The sequence below is a fragment of the Streptomyces sp. NPDC044033 genome (assembly GCF_056434425.1).
In genome coordinates this window covers 1-18,590 of record NZ_JBWKFF010000040.1, presented here as the reverse complement: position 1 = coordinate 18,590, position 18,590 = coordinate 1, and the positions used below count along the sequence as shown (strand labels likewise).

The following is an 18,590-nucleotide window of genomic DNA, read 5'->3' as shown; positions in this document are numbered from 1 at the left end:
ACGGTTTCGACGGTTTCGACGGTTTCGACGGTCACGTTGTCACTACCCCTTGGGCGACTGCTGGAATGTGTGCGTACGGGTTGGTCAGGGGGACGACGGCCACGGCACCGGCGATGCGTCGGAGGCCGTGCGCGCGTGCACCGTGAGGAGCTCGACGACCGGGGCGCGGTGCTCGTCGAGATAGAAGTGGCCGCCCTCGAAGACGCGTTGTTCGTACGAGCCGTCGGTGACCTCGCGCCACCCCTCGGCCTCCCAGGCATGGACCTCGGGATCCCGGTCGCCGTACAGGACCGTGACCGGAGTGCGCAGGCGAGCGCCGGATGCCGGCTGGTAGGTCTCGCTCAGCCGGTAGTCGCCCCTGATGATGGGCAGGAAGGCCTGGACGAGCGTGGCATTGTCGAGGATGTCGCGGTGCGTAGCCTCGGTACCGCGCAGCTCCTCGACGAGCTCGTCATCGCTGCCGAGGTGGACCCGCCCGTGCCGGGTCAGCTCCGGGGCGGGGTGCCCCGACACGACGAGGCCGGCCGGGGGTTGACCCGCCGCCGTGAGGTGCCGGGCCACCTCGTAGGCGACAATCGCGCCCATGCTGTGTCCGAACAGCAGAGTGGGAATCGGCGGCCCGTAGGCCGTCAGGCCAGCCGCCGACTCGGCGGCCAGGCCCTGGATGTCGGCCGCCACCGGTTCGCCGTAGCGATCCTCGCGCCCCGGGTACTGAACGGCGAGGAACTCAACGTCCCAGGGGGCAGCATCGGCCCAGGGCCGGTAGAAGCTCGCGCTTCCGCCGCCGTGCGGGAAGAACAGCACCCGGGCGCGGGCGTACGGCCGTGGGGCGAGGCTGCGCACGGCAGCGGCGGGCCGGGGCTGGGCCAGGGGATCGACAGTCATCTCGCCTCACTCTCCCGCTACCGGCGCCATGGAGATGCTCCAGAAGTCGGCGTAGCGGCCGCCGCGGTGCAGCAGTTCGTCGTGGCTGCCCTGCTCCGCGATCCGGCCGTCGTCCAGGAAGACGACGTGGTCGGCGCGACGCACAGTCCGCATCCGGTGCGCGACCATCACCACGGTCCGGCCCGTCATCAGGCGCTCGATGCCCTCCTGGACGGCCGCCTCGTTGATCGGATCGAGTGCGGAGGTCACCTCGTCGAGGAGCACGATCGGCGCGTCCTTCAACAGGGCGCGCGCGATCGAGACGCGCTGGCGTTCACCGCCGGACAGCAGTGCGCCGCCTTCGCCGACGTTGGTCTCCCAGCCGCCGGGCAGCCGCTCGATCACCTCGTCGAGGCGTGCCGCGGCCGCTGCCGCCCGCACCTCGGCATCGGTGGCCTCGGGGCGTCCGAGGCGTACGTTCTCCTCGATCGTGCCGTCGAAGAGGTAGACCTTCTGGAAGACGATGGCGATCTGCGCCATGAGCACTTCCGGGTCGATGGCGCGTACGTCGACGCCGCCCACGCGCACCGCGCCCGCGTCCACGTCATGGAACCGGCCAAGCAGTTGAAGCAGGGTGCTCTTGCCCGCGCCCGACGGTCCGACGACGGCGATCCGCCAGCCCTCGGGAATGGAAAGGGACACGCCGTCGACCACCGTGTGGTCGCCGTGCCGGAAGGTGGTGTTGTCGAACTCCAGGTCGCGGCTGGTCGGTTGGACCGGGTCGGGGGCCACCGGCAGCGGCTCGGTACGCAGCACCGTGTCGAGCTTCGCGAGCACGGAACGCGCACCGCGCAGCTTGCCACCGATATCCGTCAGGGAGAGCAGCGGATCGGCGCAGCGTGCGGCGAGCACCAGGATCGTCAGGGTCTCCGCCACCCCGATGTTGTTACCGAGCGCCAGATAGGCCCCCAGGGCCAGCAGGCCGGTGAACATCGCCTGCACGGTGAGCCCCAGGCCGACCGCGCCGGGCAGCGCCGACAGTGTGGAGCGTCGGGAGGCGTTCTGCACTTCCTGCAGCGAGTCGTCGAGCAGCTCGAAGCGCTCGGCGGTCCGGCCGCCGGCCCGCAGCACGGGCTGGGCCTGGAGGTACTCGATGACCCGTCCCGTGGCCTCCTCGTCGCGCCGGTCGCGCTCCTCGTCGTTCGCGGCCGTGGAGCGTCCCGTCCAGATCTGGATCCCCGCCACGACCGGGACGGCGACCAGCGCGGCAAGGCCCATCTGCCAGTTGAAGACGAGCATCACGGCGACGATGGTCAGCGGCGTCACGCTGGCCGAGACGAACGGCGCTAGCAGATGGGCGATCACGGACATGGCCTGCAGCACACCCTTGCTGGCCATGACGGACACCTCGCCGAGGCGTCCCGAGTTGTACCAGCCGAGCGGCAGCCGGCCCAGATGGTCGCCGAGGCGGTGGTACATGCCGCGCAACAGGGCGGTGCCGACGTGGAATCCGGACAGGTCGCTGACGTAGCGCAGCACGGCGTACAGCGCGATCGCCACCCCGAACGCGATCACCCAGGGCCAGGCGTCGCCGGGTGTGTTCCCGAACAGCTCCCGCAGCACGGGAACGAGGAGTGCGTAGGACAGGCCCTCGGCCACCGCGGTCGCCGTCATCAGCGTCACGGTGCGTCGCAGCGGCGGGGCGTACTCGCTGCCGAGGACACGAAGGAGCATGCGGATCATCGGGGCTCGTCTCCTTGCAGTACGCCACCGTCGGAAGCGAGGTCGTCGCCGACCGCCGCCTGGTGGGATTGCCAGAACGCGGCGAACTTGCCGCCTGCCGCGAGGAGTTCGGACCGTGTGCCGCGCTCCACGATCTGCCCGTCCGCGAGCATGACGACGGTGCCGGCGTCGGCGATCGTCTCCAGGCGGTGGGCGATCACCAGGACCGTACGGTCGCCCTGCAGCGTCGCCAGGGCCTGGCGCACGGCCTGCTCGGTCTGCGGGTCGGCGAACGCGGTCGCCTCGTCGAGGACCAGGACAGGTGCGTCGGCGAGCAGGGCACGCGCGATCGCGATCCGCTGTGCCTCGCCGCCCGAGAGGCCGGCGTCCTCACCGATCACCGAGTCGTATCCGCGGGGCAGTTCGAGGATGCGCTCGTGGATGTTGGCCAGCTTTGCGGCGCGCACCACGTCCTCGAGGTCGGCGTGCGGGACGGCGAGGGCGATGTTGTCCGCGACGGACGCGCGCAGCAGCCGTACGTCCTGGAAGACGAAGGAGACCATCCGGTACAGGTCCCGGCCGGCGAGCTCGCGCAGGTCGACGCCGCCGAGGGTGACTGAGCCCTGGGTCGGGTCGAAGAACCGCGGCAGCAGTTGGACCAGGGTGGACTTGCCGCTGCCCGACGATCCGACGACGGCGGTGACCGTGCCCGGCTCGAGCGCCAGGTCGATGCCGCGCAGCACCTCGTGGTCCTCTTCGTAGGCGAAGCGGACGTCGCGCAGCTCCACCCGGTGCCCCTGCGGTTGTGCCGGGTGGGGCGGCTGTGGCAGTGGCTCCACCTCGAGGACGTCCCGGATCCGGCCGACCGCGCGCCCGGCCGCCTGCATCTCGTCGAAACCGTGGCCGAGGGCCGCGACCGGTGCGGTCAGCCCGAGGCCGAGGAGCAGGAAGGGCAGCAGATCGGCCGGGGCCAGACTGCCATCCGTGATCAGGGCGGTGCCGCCGATCAGCACGACAAGGAGCACGAAGGGCGGCGACAGGACGAGCTGCATCCCTGCGGCGATCCGGGAGATACCGTGGACCCACCGGTTGAAAATGGTGACGAAGTGGTCCGCGGCGCTGATGAACTTGCGGTGGGCGCGCCCGGATCCGCCGAACGCCTTGACCACCGAGATGCCCTCCACGAACTCCACGACGGAGTTGGAGATCAGGCCCATGGCTGTGTCGAACTCCTCCTGCTCGCGCAGCCGCTTCGGCGTCATCATCAGGGGAACCAGCGCGATGGCGAGGACCACCGGGATCAGGGCGATCAGCGTGAGCCGCCAGTCGATGGTGAAGAGGTAGATCAGCGACGCCAGCGGTACCACGAACGCGGAGACGAGCTCACCGGGTGTGTGGGCGATGAACGGGTGCACGGCGCTGACGTCCTCGCCCACCACCTTCGCCAGTTCGCCGGTCCTGCGGCGCGAGAACCACCCGATCGGTACGCGCCCCAGCTGGGCGGCGAGTTGACGGCGGAACGTCAGTTGCACCTTGCCGTCGAGGACATGCCCGATACCGGAGGACGCGGCCGTGAACAGTAGCCGGACGAACAGGCCGGCCGCACCCGCGATCACGACGTTCCAGACGTGGTCCTGGTCGATCGCGCCGGGCGCCAGCATCGTGCGCGCAAGCTCGACGACCGCGAGCAGCGGGGCGAGGCCCGCGAGAGCACCGATCACCTGCAGGATCACGACGGCCGCGAAACTCCACACATGCGGGCGCAGGATCGTCCGCATGGTCGGCTTCGCTGCGGGATCGGCCCCCGATAACGGCTTGGACCGCTCCCTCGATTCAGCAGAGTCGATCGCGTTCATCGGTCTCCCATCAATTTAGAAACGCGTTCCGATATTAATGTACCGCCCTGGGGCCCGGCGGGCTACCGGCCGGAAACGGCCCGCCGATCGGCCTGCGGATCGGCCTCGGATCCGCTTGCAGATCGGCTGTTGACAACGGCGGCCCGGGCTCGGGCCGCACCACCTCGGGATAGCCCAGAGCCTCCGTCAGCTCCTTCCAGGCGCGGGCCACGGCGAGCGGCAACTGACTGCCGTGCAAGGGGTCCGCGCCGGCGTCGATGCGCTCGCACAACTCGTCCAGGGCGGCAAGCACCCCGTGCCCCCACACCTCGTCCACGGCAGTCAGCCAGGTCGGCGTCGCGGCGGGGCCGACGTAGTCGCCGGTGACACCGAGCCCGGCCGGCCAGCGCTCCTGGGCATCCGCTCCGCTCGGGAAGATCTGTCCCATCGTGTCCGGCGGGGCATTGAGCACCGGACTCCAGATCACCGGACCATGGGTATTGGCCAGCATCAGGTTGCCCGCGTCGGTGCCAACGGTGATCCGGTGCAGCAGCAGGCTGCTGCTGTCATCCCCCGCCCGCATCCGGTTCTCCACCCGCAGCGTCAGCGGTACGCCCGCGACCTGCCCGTCCACGCTGACCAGCGGGCGGCCGGCGCCACCGGTGACCGGGGACAGCGACCAGGGCCGCAGCCCGTCGAAGATCCCGGCCAGGATGTCGAGCAGGTCGAAGGAGACCTGCACCGCGCACATCGCGTCGACGAACACCGGCCGACGCTGCTCCACCAGGCGGCGCGCGGCCGTGATGAACCGCCGGACCGGCTCCGCATACGGATAGAACGTGTTCACGCGGTACTGGGCCCCGGCGCGGCGCGCCACGCGCAGACAGTCCGCCAACTCATCCGGGTGCAGCGGATGTTCCTGCAGTACGTGGATGCCACGCGCGAGCAGGTCCTTGGCCAGCTCGACGCCCGGACCGCCGCTAACCGCGGTCGACACCACGACGCAGGCCGCGTCGACGTCGTCGGGAACTTCCCCGACCCCGGCGTACAGCGGGACGCCGTACTCCTTGGCGAGCGCCACGGAGCGGTCGCTGCCGCGGGCCACGATGCCCGCAAGGTGGTAGCGCTCGGGCGCGCGGGCGAGCGCCGACAGATAGATCCGCCCGAAGCGCGTGCCACACACGACGACCCGCTTCGGCCACGGCGTCCCGCCCGTCATCGCCCGACCCCCTGTAGCTGTGCGATCTTCCCCGACAACCCGACTACGTACGGTGGTTGGAGACAGGTGTCGTGGTCGCCGGGAATGTCGAGCACCGTCACGTCGCCCAGACACACCTCGCGCCAGAAGCCCGCCGGGTCGTCTCCCGGCTGCGCGCCGTCGGCCGGGCGCAGCAACGTGAGGTCCCCGGCGTACGGCTGCGGCTCGCAGTGCGCCACCGCCTCGGCGATGCGCGCGAACGTGTCAACCGCCATGAGGTCGTCGTGCACCGTACAGGGGGTGCGGTGGCCCGAGATCAGGGTTAGTTGACGTACCGCCACCTGTGCCTCGTCCAGGGCCCGGGCCAGCTCCAGGGCGACCGGGCCGCCGAGGCAGTAGCCGACGATCTCCACCTCGCCGTGTCCGGCGGCCCGCACCGCGCGGGCGTAGCCGGCGGCCAGGTCCTCGACCAGGTCCTGTCCGGCGAGGCCGGGCGCGGGGCCTTGCCCGAGGCCGTCCCCCGGCAGGGCGAGCCCGAACAGCTCGGCTCCCTCGGCGAGTTCGGCGATCAGTGCCTGGTGTGCGGCAAGGACGTGCGTACCGTCGTGCACAAGCAACCGCACCGGCCCCTGCCCCGAGCCGCCCAGCGGAACCAGCGCCGGGCCCCGTTCCGTCGCGCTCGCCTCCGACTCGTCCGGCGACGCGGCGCCGGACCGCAGCCACGCGGCGAGCGCGGTGACCGTCGGCGTGTGCAGCAGAGCGCGCAGCAGTACGTCGAAGGTGACTTGCGCGGCCTCCGGGACTCGGTCGCGCACCTGCCCGACAAACCGCGCCGCGAGCAGCGAATTGCCACCGGCGTCGAAGAACCCCTGCTCGCGGCCCGGCAGTTCACCGCCGAGCACCTCGGCCCACAGCTCGGCGATCTGCTGCTCCACACCTGGATGCGGCGGTTCGGCGCTCGGGGCAGGCCGCACGCCGGGCGCCGGAGCCGACGCGAGCAGCCGCTTGCGGTCGAGCTTTCCGTTGGTGGTCAGCGGCAGGGACTCGACGAGCTGCACCCGCGCCGGAACCATGTGCGCGGGCAGTCGCTCGGCCACCCAGCCGGCAAGCTGCGCGGAGTCGACGGAGGCACCGGGTTCGCTGGGGATCACGAAGGCGATCAACGCCCGTTCGAAGGCGTCGCTGCCCACCGCGAGGACCACACAGCTGCCCACCGCGGGATGCTCGCCGAGTACCGCCTCGACCTCGCCGAGTTCGATCCGGTGACCGCGGATCTTGACCTGCTGGTCCGCACGCCCTGCGAACTCGATCTCGCCGTTGGGCAGATAGAGGCCGAGGTCACCGGTGCGATAGAGCCGCTCCCCCGTCCGCGGGTGCCTGAAGAACCGCTCCGCGGTCCGCTCGGCGTCGTTGAGATAGCCCGTCGCCAGACCGGTGCCCGCGATGTACAGCTCACCGGCGACCAGGTCCGGGCGGTCGCGCAGCGCACCGTCGAATACATGGAAGCGCTGGTTCGCCAGCGGAATGCCGTACGGAATGCTGCGCCAGTGCGGTTCGACGGTCCTGATGCGGTGGTAGATCGACCAGATCGCCGCCTCCGTCGCGCCGCCCAGGCTGACCAGCTCGGCACCGGGCAGATGCCGTTCGGCGTGCCCGGGCAGCGCCAGCGGGATCCAGTCGCCGGACAGCAACGCCAGGCGCAGGCAGGAGAGTTCGGTGGGCTCGACGTCCAGGTAGTGCATGAGCATCTGCAGCTGCGCGGGGACCGAGTTCCACAGCGTCACGCCGTGCTCGGCAACCACAGCGGCCCAGTGCGCGGGATTACCCCGGTGCGCGGGGTCCGGCAGCACCAGCGTAGCGCCGACGGCCGTCGGGCCGAACAGGTCGTAGACCGACAGGTCGAAGCTGAGCGCCGCGAGGCCGAGGACCCGGTCGCGATCGCTGACGCCGAAGCGCCGGTTGATGTCGTGCACCGTGTTGGCGGCGGCGTGGTGAGTGATCATCACGCCCTTCGGCACCCCGGTCGAGCCCGAGGTGTGCATGACGTAAGCGAGTTCATCGGGCGCCACCGGGGAACCCTCGGGGACCTCGGCCGCCGGCACCTCGCGCACCCCGGTCACGTCCACGGCGTGCACGCCGGACGGCGGCGCGGCGGCCGTGGCGCCCGCGACGACCGCGAACCGGCAGCCGCTGCCGGTGAGAATGCGGTCCCGGCGGGCCGTCGGCTGGCCGAGGTCGACCGGCACATACACGCCACCCGCGAGCAGCACGCCGAGCACCCCTACGGCCTGCTCCCGGCTCTTGTCGATCAGGACGCCGACGAACTCGCCGGGGCGGCAGCCCGCGGCCCGCAGCTGCTCGGCCACACCGGCGGCTCGCCCGAGCCACTCCCTGTAGGTGAGCGATCCGGCGGCGTCGACGACCGCGACCCGCTCGGGATGGGTGCGCGCGAAGTTCACGAGCGGCTCGTGCAGCAGGCCGTCCGGCACCGGTGCCGCAGTCCCGTTCACCGTGGCGCGCACGCTGCGCTGCCGGTCCGGCAGCGGCTGCGGTTCGACCGCCTGCCACGCCGCGTCGTCCGCGGCGAGGCGACCGAGGAGCTGCTCGAACGCGACGAACATGGCATCCGCCATGCCGTCGGGAAAGATCCCGTCCCGTACGTCCCAGTTGATGTCCAGGCTGCCGAACGGGTCGCCCACCTGGCAGTCGATCCACACCTGCGGGGTCTGGCTGATGCCGTACACCGGACGCGGGTTGCGGCCCGCGGCCGACACCGCGGCGCCGCCCCCGACGCCGATGCTGCCGGTGAACACCACGGGCAACACCGCCGCCTCGCGCCCGCGGCGCCGGGCGAGCTCGCGCAGCACCTCCACACCGCTGCACAGCCGGTGGTCGAGGTCGTCGAACATGCGCTCACCGAGAGCCCTGGCCCGCTCGGCGAAGCTCGTGCTGCCGCCGCCCTCGACGGCCAGGAGGCTCAGCGAGGTGAAGTCACCGAACAGCTGGTCGACTTGGGGATGCAGCGGCATCCGGTTGAGCACGGGAAGTCCGATGCAGAAGCGTTCACCGCTGCTCCAGCGGCCGATAGTCTCCACGTACGCGGCCACCACCGCGGTGGCCGGGGTGATGCCGTGCCCGACGGCGCGCTGCTTCAGCGCCTGCCACACCCGCTGGTCCAGGGACGCCGTCAGGCGGCTGAACCGCGGCGGCGCTGTCGCCGGGTCGAGGTCGTCGCGCAGCGGCAGCGCCGGCGCGCCGGGCAGCTCGTCGACGCGGTCCCACCAGTACGTACGGTCGCGCGAGTACTGCTCCGTGTCGCGCAGCCGGCGCTCGGCGAGCACGTAGTCCCGGAACGTGGCGTCCAGCGGCGGGAGTTCGCACTCCGGCTCCTGGTAGCGGCGGTCAAGCTCGGAGAGGACCTGCTGCATGCTGAGCCAGTCGAGGGCCATGAAGTCGACCGACACGTGCAGCACGCTGCGCTGTGGGGCCTGGGTCAGGCGCAGTTCGTACATGGGGCGTTCGCCCGCGGGGTGCACCTTGTGGGACAGCTCGTCGCGTACGGTGCCGATCGTCTTGTCCACCGTGTCGTCCGCCGCGGAGCGAAGGTCGGCGACCGCGATGCCGGTGTCCCGCAGCGCGGGCAGCACCCGCTGGGTGCCGTCCTCACCGATCACGGTGCGCAGGGTGTCGTGGCGCTCCACCAGGCCGTCCCACGCCTGCTGCAGCCGTCCTGCGTCGAGGTCGGCCGGATAGTCGAACTCCAGGTAGATGTGGCAGGAGACCCCGCCGTAGTCGAAGCCCGCGTTGCGGCCGAACAGGTAGGCCGACTGGATGTCCGTGAGCGGGAAGGGCTGTTCGCGCTCCTCGGGCCGGTCCTGCCACACCGTGGTCCGGTCGGGGGAACGCCCCGGCTGCGGGCCCTCGTCGGCGTCGGCCACGAGGGACAGCAGCTCCGCCTTGCAGCGGCGCAGCTCCGCGAGCCGCCGATCGTCCATGACGCCGCGGGGGGCGCGGAAGCGCAGTTGCTCGCCCTCACGCCACAGCCGGATACCGGCGCTTCGGAACTCGTCGAGCAGTTCGTTGGCGTTCACACCACACCTTCTTCGCAGTCGTCGCCGTCGTCCCAGCCGTTGTCTGGGCCGCCGTCCTGCCGTGCACCGGCATCGGTCACGAGCTGGTCGATCAGCACACCCAGGCCGGCGACGGTCGGTGTGCGCATCACCTCGCGCATGGGCAGTTCGACGCCCCGGGCGTCGCGTACCTCGCCGACGAAGCGGGTCGCGAGCAGGCTGTCGCCGCCGAGCCGGAAGAAGTTCTCGTCCCGGCCCACCACGTCGAGTCCGAGGAGCTTCGTCCACTGTTCGGCGACGAAGAGCTCGGTGCCGCCCTGCGGCGGATCGCCCACGTCCCGGGGCCGGTCGACGGAGTGTTCAAGGGCCGTACGGATCTGCCCGCGGTCGATCTTTCCGTTGGCGCTCAGCGGCAGCGCGGGCAGCACGGCGAACCGGCCGGGCACCATGTGCTCGGGCAGTCGGCCGACCGCCCAGCGGCGCAGTTCGTCCGCGTCGACGCCGGTAGCCGCCTCGGGCCGGTCCGCGCGGAGCAGGATCTCGCCGGTGGCCTCGGTGCGTACCACCGTCACCTCGCTCAGGCCGGCCGCAACGCAGGCCCGGGCCCAGCGCTCGCTGTCGTAGAGCCACCCGGAGTGCGGCCCGGCCTGCTCGAAGCGGCCCGCGCGCGCCTCCAGCGGCAGTGCGGTCACCAGCGCGAGCGGGCTCGGGCGGCCGCGTTCGAGCAGATAGAGGCGGCCGCCCGGGGCGAGCAGCAGGGCCACGGTGGCCAGGGCCGTCTCCGGGTCAGGGAGGCGGTGCAGGGCGTTGTTGGCCACGACGGCGTCGAAGGCGTGCACGTGCTGGGCGGCGATCGCGGCCGGGCCCTGCACCGCCGTGTGCGGGTTGTGCCCGCGGTCCTGCAGTAGCGTCTGAGCCTTGGCCAGTGTCGGCCTGGTGGCGCCGAGCAGCGTGAACTCTGCGGTATCCGCTGGGAGTTGTTCCAGCAGCCGTGCGGTGCCGCGGCCACCGGCCACGTCCCACTCCGCGACGGCCTGTGCGGTGTCACCGCCGCGGGCCCGCAGGTCGTGCGCGACGGAGGCGAGGCACGCCGCCGTCCCGGGCATCAGGTCGCCCAGGGCCTCCGGCGCGAGGACCGGGTCGTCGAGCAGAGCGGTGGCGTCGGCGTCGCCGGACACGATGGCCGCGAAGAGCGGGCCTGCCCATTCCAGGGCGGTGGCGACCGTCTCGAAGGGTGTCCCGCCGGTGGCGGTGCGCACCTGCTTGATCCAGGTCTCGTCGGTCACCTCGGCCCACCGGGGACCGGGCTCGTACGTCGCGTCAGGGCGGCGTACGAGGACGGAGCGCTCGGTCAGGTAGTCGAGCCAGATGTCGACAACGGGCCGCTGCTCGGCGCACACCACCGTGGACGCCGTCGACGCCGTGGACGCCGCCGCGCCGCCCTGCCCGACCAGCGGCTCGACGACACCGCCGAGTACCGCCTCCACCAGCCGGTGCTCGTGCAGTTGCGGATCGTCCGCTGCCTCACCGGTGGTCGGGGGCGACAGGAAGACGTTGCGCTGCGCATCGCCGTCGGCTGCCTCAGCCGCCTCCGGTGCGGGCCGCTCCGCCGCCGGTGTGTGCTCGACCACCGCGGCAAGCAACTCGCTGTGTCCCTCGGTGAAGGGCACGGCCACGGCCTGCGCGACCGTGGGGTGTGCCTGCAGGCAGGTCTCGATCTCGCCCAGTTCCACCCGGAATCCGTTGATCTTCACCTGGTGGTCCAGGCGCCCGAGGAACTCCAGGAGGCCGTCGGGCCGGTACCGGCCGACGTCGCCAGTGCGGTACCAGCGCTCCCCGTCCCGCTCGGGGAAGCGCGCCGCGGTCAGCTCGGGGTCGCCGCGATAGCCGAGGGCGACACCCGTACCGCCGATCCACAGTTCCCCGGCCACCCAGTCGGGGCAGTCCCGGCCACGCCCGTCGACCACCCGGTACTTCTGGTTCCGCAGCGGCTTTCCGTACGGGACGGAGGGCCAGCCGTGCGGGACCTCGGCGACCTCGTACGCGTTCGACCAGATGGCGGCCTCGGTGGCACCGCCGAGTGCAATCAGGCGGCATCGGCCGGCGGCAGCGCGGGCAAGTCGCCCGGGCAGGTCGAGGCCGATCCAGTCGCCGGAGAGCAGGGCCAGGCGCAGCGCTGCGGGGAAGGTCTCGTCGCCGTTCGCAGTCAGGGCCATGTCGAGCAGGGCCGGCACCGTGTTCCAGACGGTCACCGAGTGCCGTCGGCACAGCGCAAGCCACTCGGCGGCATCGCGCCGGCCGGACTCCGACACCAGGACGGCGGCGCCGCCCTCCGCGAGGAACCCGAAGATGTCCCACACCGAGAGGTCGAAGTCGAGCGCGGACACCGCGAGGACCCGGTCACCGGACCCGATGCCGAACCGTTCGTTGATGTCCTCGACGGTGTTGACAGCGGCGCGGTGGCTGACCTCGACCCCCTTGGGCAGGCCCGTCGAGCCCGAGGTGAAGATGACGTAGCCGACGTCGTCGGGGTCGGCGGCCACCGGCGCGGTCAGCGGGCGGGCCCGCAGCGCCGTGTCGATGGGCAGTACGTCGATGCCGGGGCTGTCGGCGGCGAGCTCCGGCTGCCCGCTGCCGTCGAGCAGTACGCGGGCGCCGCTGAGTTCCAGGATGCGGGCGCGCCGCTCGGCCGGCTGGTCGACGCCGATCGGCACGTAGGCGGCACCCGCGGCCAGTACCCCGAGCACGGCCGCGATCTGCTGCGGGCCCTTCGGCGCGGTCACGGCGACGTACGAGCCGCAGCCGACACCGCGTTCGGCCAGGGCACCGGCGATGCTCAGCGCCTGCCGGGCCAGCTCGTCGTGGGCCAGTGTGCCGTTCTCGCCCCACAACAGGGCGGGTTCCTGGGCCCGTTGAGCGGCACGGTCGAAGAACACGGTGTGCAGCAGGTTGCCGGTGACCGTGCGGGTCTGCGTGTTGACCTCCGTGCGCCGCAGCTGCTGCGCGGCTGGCAGGGGTATCTGCGGCAGCGTGGTGTCCCAGGCACCGGCCAGCAGGCCCCGGACCAGGTCCTCGTAGGCCGCCATCATCGCGTCGAGCACACCGTCCGGGAAGAGCTCCTCGACGGCGTCCCACACCAGGAGCACGCCGCCGTCACGGGTGCGGTAGACCTGGTGGTCGAGCCAGATCTGCGAGGTCTGGGAGATCATCCACGTCGCCTCGCCGAAGCGATCCGCGAACGCGTCCGGCACGAGCGGCGCGGACAGGTCGCAGGCGAAGACGACCGGCGCCGTGCGGGGGGTGTCGACATCGGCACGGATGAAGTCACGCAGTACGTCGACGCCGGAGTAGGCGGCGTTGCCGATGTCCTCGTGCATCTGCTTCTGCACGGCGCGTGCGCACTCGGCGAAGCTGCCGCCGGTGAGGTCGACTTCGAGCAGCACCAGGCCGGTGAAGTCGGCCACGATGCGGTGGATCTGGGGGTGTGCGTCGACGTTGCGGTCGAACATCGGCAGGTTGAGCAGAAAGTGCTCGTCCCCGCTCCAGCGTCCGAGGATCAGGGCGAACGCGGTGGCAAGCACCACCGACGGCGTCACCCCCGCCGCGCGCGCCCGGCGCTCCATGACCTGCCACTCCTGTGCGGTGAGCCCGCGGGAGCGGCGCACGAACCTGGGCACGTCGACCGCCTCGGGGTCGACCGCGAGCGGCAGCTTCGGCCCGCCGGGCAGCGAGGGCAGCCGCTGCTGCCAGTAGGCGCGCGCCCGCTCGCGCTCCGGGCCGCGTACCGCTTCCTGGTCCGCGAGGTACCGGCTGAAGGAGTACGTCAGGGTGTCGAGGCCCTCGGGGTGGTCCGGGTCGTCGTACAGGGCGGCCAGGTCGGCGAGGAGTACGCGGATGCTGGCCAGGTCGGAGGCGAGGAGGTCGACGTTGAAGTGGAGCCGTTCCACGCCGTGCGGGAACCGGGTCACCTGGACGTCGATGACCTCTCCGCGCGTGACCTCGAGGCGCCGGTGCGAGAGCCTCCGGCGCAGGGCGAGCGCGGCCGCCTGTGCCTCGTCGGACGTGCGCTCGCGCAGGTCGTGAACCGTGACGCCCGGCCACGCGGACCGGGTCGTGATGCGCTGCGTCGCGTCGTCGCCGAACGTCGCCCGGAGCATGGGGTGCCGCTCGATCAGGGCGCGTACGGCCCGCTCCAGACGGCCTGGCGCCACGTCCCGCGCGTCGAATTCCAGGTAGGCATGACAGCTGACGCCGCCGAGCGGCTGGTCGTCGGTGCGGCCGAACAGATACGCCTGCTGCACCGGGGTGAGCGGGAAGGGCTGTTCTTCCGGTGCGTCGCCAGTTGGTACACCGCCGGGCGCGGGCGGCTGCGGAGCCTGTGCCGCGGCCGCCGCGCCGGGGGTGAGGAGTTCGAACCAGGCCGAAAGGCGCGGGTCGTCGGACAGCTGGGTGAAGCTGAGCTCGCCGGCGACCCCGCCGAGCCGATTGGCGAGGCGCATCAACTCCAGTGATTGCAGCCCGAGTTCGAAAAGGTTGCTGTCATCGTCCGACGCGGTCAGCTCGATGCCGAGGAGGTCGGAGACCATACGGCGCAGGGCGCCCCGGTCCATTGCAGGCAGGGCGGCGACGAGCGTCCCCGCTCCTCCTTCAACGTGCTCCGCTGACATTTCCAAACCCCCTGGTTGCGTGACGAGAGTGATCGCATATTCATGAGAAGCCGGGATGCGTGCCGCCGCCGCGTCAGGTCCGCAGGGCCTCCTCCACGACCTGCGCGAGTTCGGCCAGGTTCCGGGCCGTCAACATCGCGCGCATCGGCACGCTCACCCCGAGGTCCTTGCGGAACCGGCCGGCCAGTTTCGCGGCGAGCACCGAGTGGCCGCCCAAGTCGAAAAAGTTGTCCTGCGGCGTCACTTCGTGGACATTCAATGTCTCGCTCACCAGAGCGCACACGATCTGCTCGGACGAGTCCGGCTCGCGCGCGTCGGACACGGCGAGCCGGGCAGGGGCAGACGAGGCGGCCGCGGTGGTGGACGCCCGCTCGGCGAGCGCTTTGCGGTCGACCTTCCCGTTCAGCGTCGTCGGGAACTCCTCAACCACGACGACGTGCGACGGAATCATGTGCTCGGGAAGCATGCGGCGCGCATGGTGGCGCACCTGCGCCTCAGAGACGGCGTGCCGTGCCGACGGCTTGACGTAGGCAACGATGTACTCGGTGGCCACGTCCCCGCCCGCCACGGCGGCGACAGCCATCTCCACCGCCGGGTGGTTCTCCAACCGGGTCTCGATCTCGCCGAGTTCGACACGGAAACCGCGGACCTTCACCTGGTGGTCGACCCGGCCGGTGAAGAAGAGCTCACCGTCCGGCTCGTGCCTTCCACGGTCCCCCGACCGGTACATCCGGCTGCCGGGAGGGCCGTACGGGTCGGCGACGAAGCGTGCGGCCGTCAGGCCAGGGCGGTTGAGGTAGCCGCGGGCCACCCCGCTTCCCGCCAGGTACAGTTCGCCCTCCCGGCCGTCACGCAGATCGCGCAGCTCTTCGTCGAGCACATAGACCGCGCCGCCGTCCCACGGACGCCCGATGGAGACCTCCTCCTGGACGCGCTCGACCGGTCCGCCGATCGTCGCGCCCACAGTCATCTCGGTGGGACCGTAGGCGTTGAACAGGCGCCGGCCCTTGGACCACTCCTCGGCCAGAGACCTGGTGCAGACATCACCGGTGGACGTGATCGTGCCGCCGGGCAGCAGGTCCTCGCTGTCGGTGGCACCCAGCGCCACCGGTGGCAGGACCGCGTGCTTGACGTCGCGCTTCAGGATCGTCTCGCGGAGCGACTCCCCCGGCATCAGGTCGTCCTGCGTGGCCATCACGAGGGTCGCGCCGTGCAGCAGCGCCAGCGCGAAGTCCCAGAACCAGGCGTCGAAACTGAAGGACGCCCATTGCAGCACCCGGTCGGCGAAGCCGACCGCGTACGCCGCGGCCTGGGTCGAGACCAGATCCGCAACGCCCTCCTGGCTGACCGCGACGCCCTTGGGGACGCCGGTGGAGCCGGAGGTGTAGATGACGTACATCAGATGGGCGGGTGTCAGCGGTGCGAGCCGCTCGTCCGCGGCGATGTCGTCACCGCTCTCCTGTGCGCACGCCTGCTCGACGTCCGGGTCGTCGAGCACCAGTTCCGGCACGCCCAGGTGCAGCGCGGTGACATCCTCCGTACGCAACAGGAGGACCGGCCGCGCGTCCACGACCATGTGGGCCAGCCGCTCGGCCGGATAGTTCGGGTCGAGCGGCAGATAGGCGCCGCCCGCCTTCAGCACGGCGAGCACAGCGACGATCAAACGGGGCGACCGTGGTGTCGCGACCGCGACCAGGGAGTCCGGGCCCACGCCGGCTGCGATCAGTCGCCTGGCGAGGCGATTCGCGCTCGCGTTCAACTCGGCATAACCGACGATGGTGTCCTCGAAAACGACCGCCGGAGCCTCACCCGACTTGGCAACCGTGGACTCGAACAGATTCGAAATGGTATCCAACTCCGCTCATCCTCCTACACAGTTCGAGTACGAACCAAACGAATATGATTCGCGGTCTCGGCGACCCGGCACATTCTTGCCAGGCCTTCTATACGTCTTCTCTGCCGATCTGTAGGTCTTGCGCACCGGTCTATACGTCCTCTGTATGTGTAGCCGATTGGGCATCGAAGATGTCACGCGGCTCCATTGGCCACCGAAGCCGTGAAAGAACTCTTTCTCTGAATGCGCAGAGGTCACCTGATCACCCCATGATGGGTCAGTGCCTGGCGACCCTGCGCCACTGTCCGGACGTGCGCACCGCACGCTTGAGTTCGTCACGGAGAGAGGGAATCAAAGTGACCGAGGAACTGAACTATCGGAACTACCTGGAGCTGGACACTTTGCTGTCCCTCCAGAAGCCCCGCACTGCAGGGGCGGTGGCCATGAAGTCCACTGTGCTTTCGGAGCAGTTCTTCATCATCGCGCACCAGGCGAGCGAACTGTGGCTCAGGCAGATCATCGCCGACATGGAGGCCGTCGTTGATGCCTTCACGACGACCGAAGACACGTCCCATGCGGAAGGGATCGTCGATCTGCTGCAGCGTACGGCGGAACTCATCCGCCTGCTGCACTGTCAATTGACGGCGCTCGACCGGCTTCCCCTATCCGATTTCGCCGCGTTCCGGCCGCTGCTCGGAACCGCGAGCGGCGCGCAGTCGCAGCAGTTCCACCGGCTTGCCCACCTCATCGGCAACGCCGAGCACGACGGGCCCTTGTACGAATCGTTCACCACATGGGTGGCCAGGTCTGAGCAGACCGTCGCCGGCCTGGCGCTCATGGGCGTCGAGGCGAACATCTACTACCGGATCATCGAAGCACTGCTCGACATCGGCAACGGCTTCTGGCGCTGGCAAGTGGGTCACATCAGTCTGGTCACAAAGATCATGGGCAGCCAGCCCGGGACCGGCGGCACGTCAGGGGCCGACCACCTGCTCAGCCGCTGCACGCTTCCGTTCTCGCAGCTGCGCGAGCTGCGCAGTCAAGCGCACGTCGGGCTCAGCGTCGCCTAGGCGGGCTCAAGGACGAAACCGCGTCCCCAGACATTGCGCACGGCGAGCCCGACGAGCTGAAGGCGCCGACGCAACCGCATCACATGCAGGTCGAGCGCATTGCTGGAGGAGCTGGCCCCGGAGCGTTCGAGGATGTCCCGCAATTCGGCCCGAGCGATGACCTGTCCGTATCGGGCCACCAGCGGCGCCAGCATCTCGCACTGCGTCAAGGAGATCGAGACGGACGCGTCCTTGAAGTAGAGGATTCCCGCCGGATCCAGCACAGGCTTCGACTTGAGAACAGCCCGATCCGCCAGCTGGCTGACTCGGGCTTGGAGGTCTTTCCGGACAATGGGAGGCCGCACCCAGTCCTCGTGGAGACTCAGCTGCTCCGGCGGCGGCGCACCGTGCTCGACGACCAGAAGACAAAGATGCCCGCGGACCCTGCATTGCTCTCGTATCTCACTCTCGGCCGGCCAGCGAACAAACTTGACCCGATTCTTCGCATAAACCTTCACAGGGATTCTCCAAGCAAGGGTGTTCTGTTGGATTTGAGAAGTGAGACACACTCAGCCCTGGCACGCGGCCATCGCGTCCCGCAGGCTCTTGGGCCGCATGTCCGTCCAGGTCTGCTCGACGAATTCGACCGTATCCTTCCGAGGCGCCGGCCCGAACACAACTCGCCAGCCATCGGGCACGGTTATGCCGTCCGGCCACAGCGAGTACTGCTCTTCGTCATTGCATAGCGCCAAGTAGTCACGACTGTTGTCCTCGAACGGATTGGGCATGCCTAAAATCCCCTCGGTCGGATGGATTCCTTCCAGGAATCGAGGCGACACAGAACCATCGCACCGAAACGGCATTCGCCATGCCGGTTCCGCCGCAGCTCCATGATCCACATCTCAGGAAGTCGTGAGAACTTTAGCAGTCTGATAAATCACCGCGACAGAGTCACTTCGCATTCGCCCCTGTGCGTTTTTCACATGAGGAATGGAGAAATCAACACCGCCGGGCGCAGCGCGGTTGCATGCATAGGACCGCACCAGCCAACGATCTCACCGGTGAAGGCTTCAATGGGAAAACCATACGCGCAAGAAAACTCGCCCCTCGCTGGCGGACACACGCCAAGGCTCCCGCCCGTCCACTGCTGGTGACGTCGGATCACCAGCACGAACGGACGGGAGCCCACTACTTCCTGACTAAGCGTCAGGGAAGACGCATGCCCCTTTCAGGTCGAGGATGTGCTCCAGGTAGTCCTAGCCTCGAAGTTTCATGACGGTCTGCGGACGGAGTCGGTGGACCGTTTTCGTGCCGTGGATGAGGCTGTGCAGGCCGAGGGCCCGAGTGTCGT

Annotated in this window: 10 protein-coding genes; 1 reads left to right on the top strand and 9 read right to left on the bottom strand. The window is 70.1% G+C overall.

Annotation, left to right across the window (positions count from 1 at the left end; all coding sequences use genetic code 11):
* Nucleotides 1-84 precede the first annotated feature (84 nt).
* The 7 genes from AC07AB_RS38725 to AC07AB_RS38695 all read right to left on the bottom strand — a co-directional run bounded on the left by AC07AB_RS38725 (nucleotide 85) and on the right by AC07AB_RS38695 (nucleotide 16,211).
* Nucleotides 85-885 (bottom strand): thioesterase II family protein, encoded by an 801-nt coding sequence (locus AC07AB_RS38725; protein ID WP_478577050.1) that lies wholly within the window; start codon nucleotides 883-885, stop codon nucleotides 85-87.
* Nucleotides 886-891: 6 nt separating this feature from the next.
* Complete coding sequence (locus AC07AB_RS38720; RefSeq protein WP_478577047.1) at nucleotides 892-2,607, bottom strand: ABC transporter ATP-binding protein; 1,716 nt, start codon at nucleotides 2,605-2,607, stop codon at nucleotides 892-894.
* A complete protein-coding gene (locus AC07AB_RS38715; RefSeq protein WP_478577044.1) occupies nucleotides 2,604-4,364 on the bottom strand; it encodes an ABC transporter ATP-binding protein in 1,761 nt (586 codons plus the stop codon). Before AC07AB_RS38715 ends, AC07AB_RS38720 begins: the two co-directional genes overlap by 4 nt.
* A 112-nt stretch (nucleotides 4,365-4,476) precedes the next feature.
* Nucleotides 4,477-5,640 (bottom strand): Gfo/Idh/MocA family oxidoreductase, encoded by a 1,164-nt coding sequence (locus AC07AB_RS38710; RefSeq protein ID WP_478577043.1) that lies wholly within the window; start codon nucleotides 5,638-5,640, stop codon nucleotides 4,477-4,479.
* Entirely contained in the window at nucleotides 5,637-9,710 is a 4,074-nt protein-coding gene (locus tag AC07AB_RS38705; protein ID WP_478577041.1) for a non-ribosomal peptide synthetase, read from the bottom strand. The genes AC07AB_RS38710 and AC07AB_RS38705 overlap by 4 nt, the downstream gene beginning before the upstream one ends.
* A complete protein-coding gene (locus AC07AB_RS38700) occupies nucleotides 9,707-14,356 on the bottom strand; it encodes a non-ribosomal peptide synthetase (protein ID WP_478577039.1) in 4,650 nt (1,549 codons plus the stop codon). Before AC07AB_RS38700 ends, AC07AB_RS38705 begins: the two co-directional genes overlap by 4 nt.
* A gap of 73 nt (nucleotides 14,357-14,429) precedes the next feature.
* Complete coding sequence (locus AC07AB_RS38695) at nucleotides 14,430-16,211, bottom strand: non-ribosomal peptide synthetase (protein ID WP_478577037.1); 1,782 nt, start codon at nucleotides 16,209-16,211, stop codon at nucleotides 14,430-14,432.
* Between the two features lie 335 nt (nucleotides 16,212-16,546).
* Between AC07AB_RS38695 and AC07AB_RS38690 the strand changes: the two genes are divergently transcribed.
* Nucleotides 16,547-17,260, top strand: a complete 714-nt coding sequence (locus AC07AB_RS38690; protein ID WP_478577034.1) for a tryptophan 2,3-dioxygenase family protein — start codon at nucleotides 16,547-16,549, stop codon at nucleotides 17,258-17,260.
* Here the strand turns inward: AC07AB_RS38690 and AC07AB_RS38685 are convergent.
* On the bottom strand, nucleotides 17,257-17,757 hold the full coding sequence (locus AC07AB_RS38685; protein WP_478577031.1) for a helix-turn-helix domain-containing protein: 501 nt from the start codon (nucleotides 17,755-17,757) through the stop codon (nucleotides 17,257-17,259). The two genes, AC07AB_RS38690 and AC07AB_RS38685, sit on opposite strands and share 4 nt — an antisense overlap.
* A gap of 51 nt (nucleotides 17,758-17,808) precedes the next feature.
* Complete coding sequence (locus AC07AB_RS38680; RefSeq protein ID WP_478577029.1) at nucleotides 17,809-18,027, bottom strand: MbtH family protein; 219 nt, start codon at nucleotides 18,025-18,027, stop codon at nucleotides 17,809-17,811.
* Nucleotides 18,028-18,590: the final 563 nt, after the last annotated feature.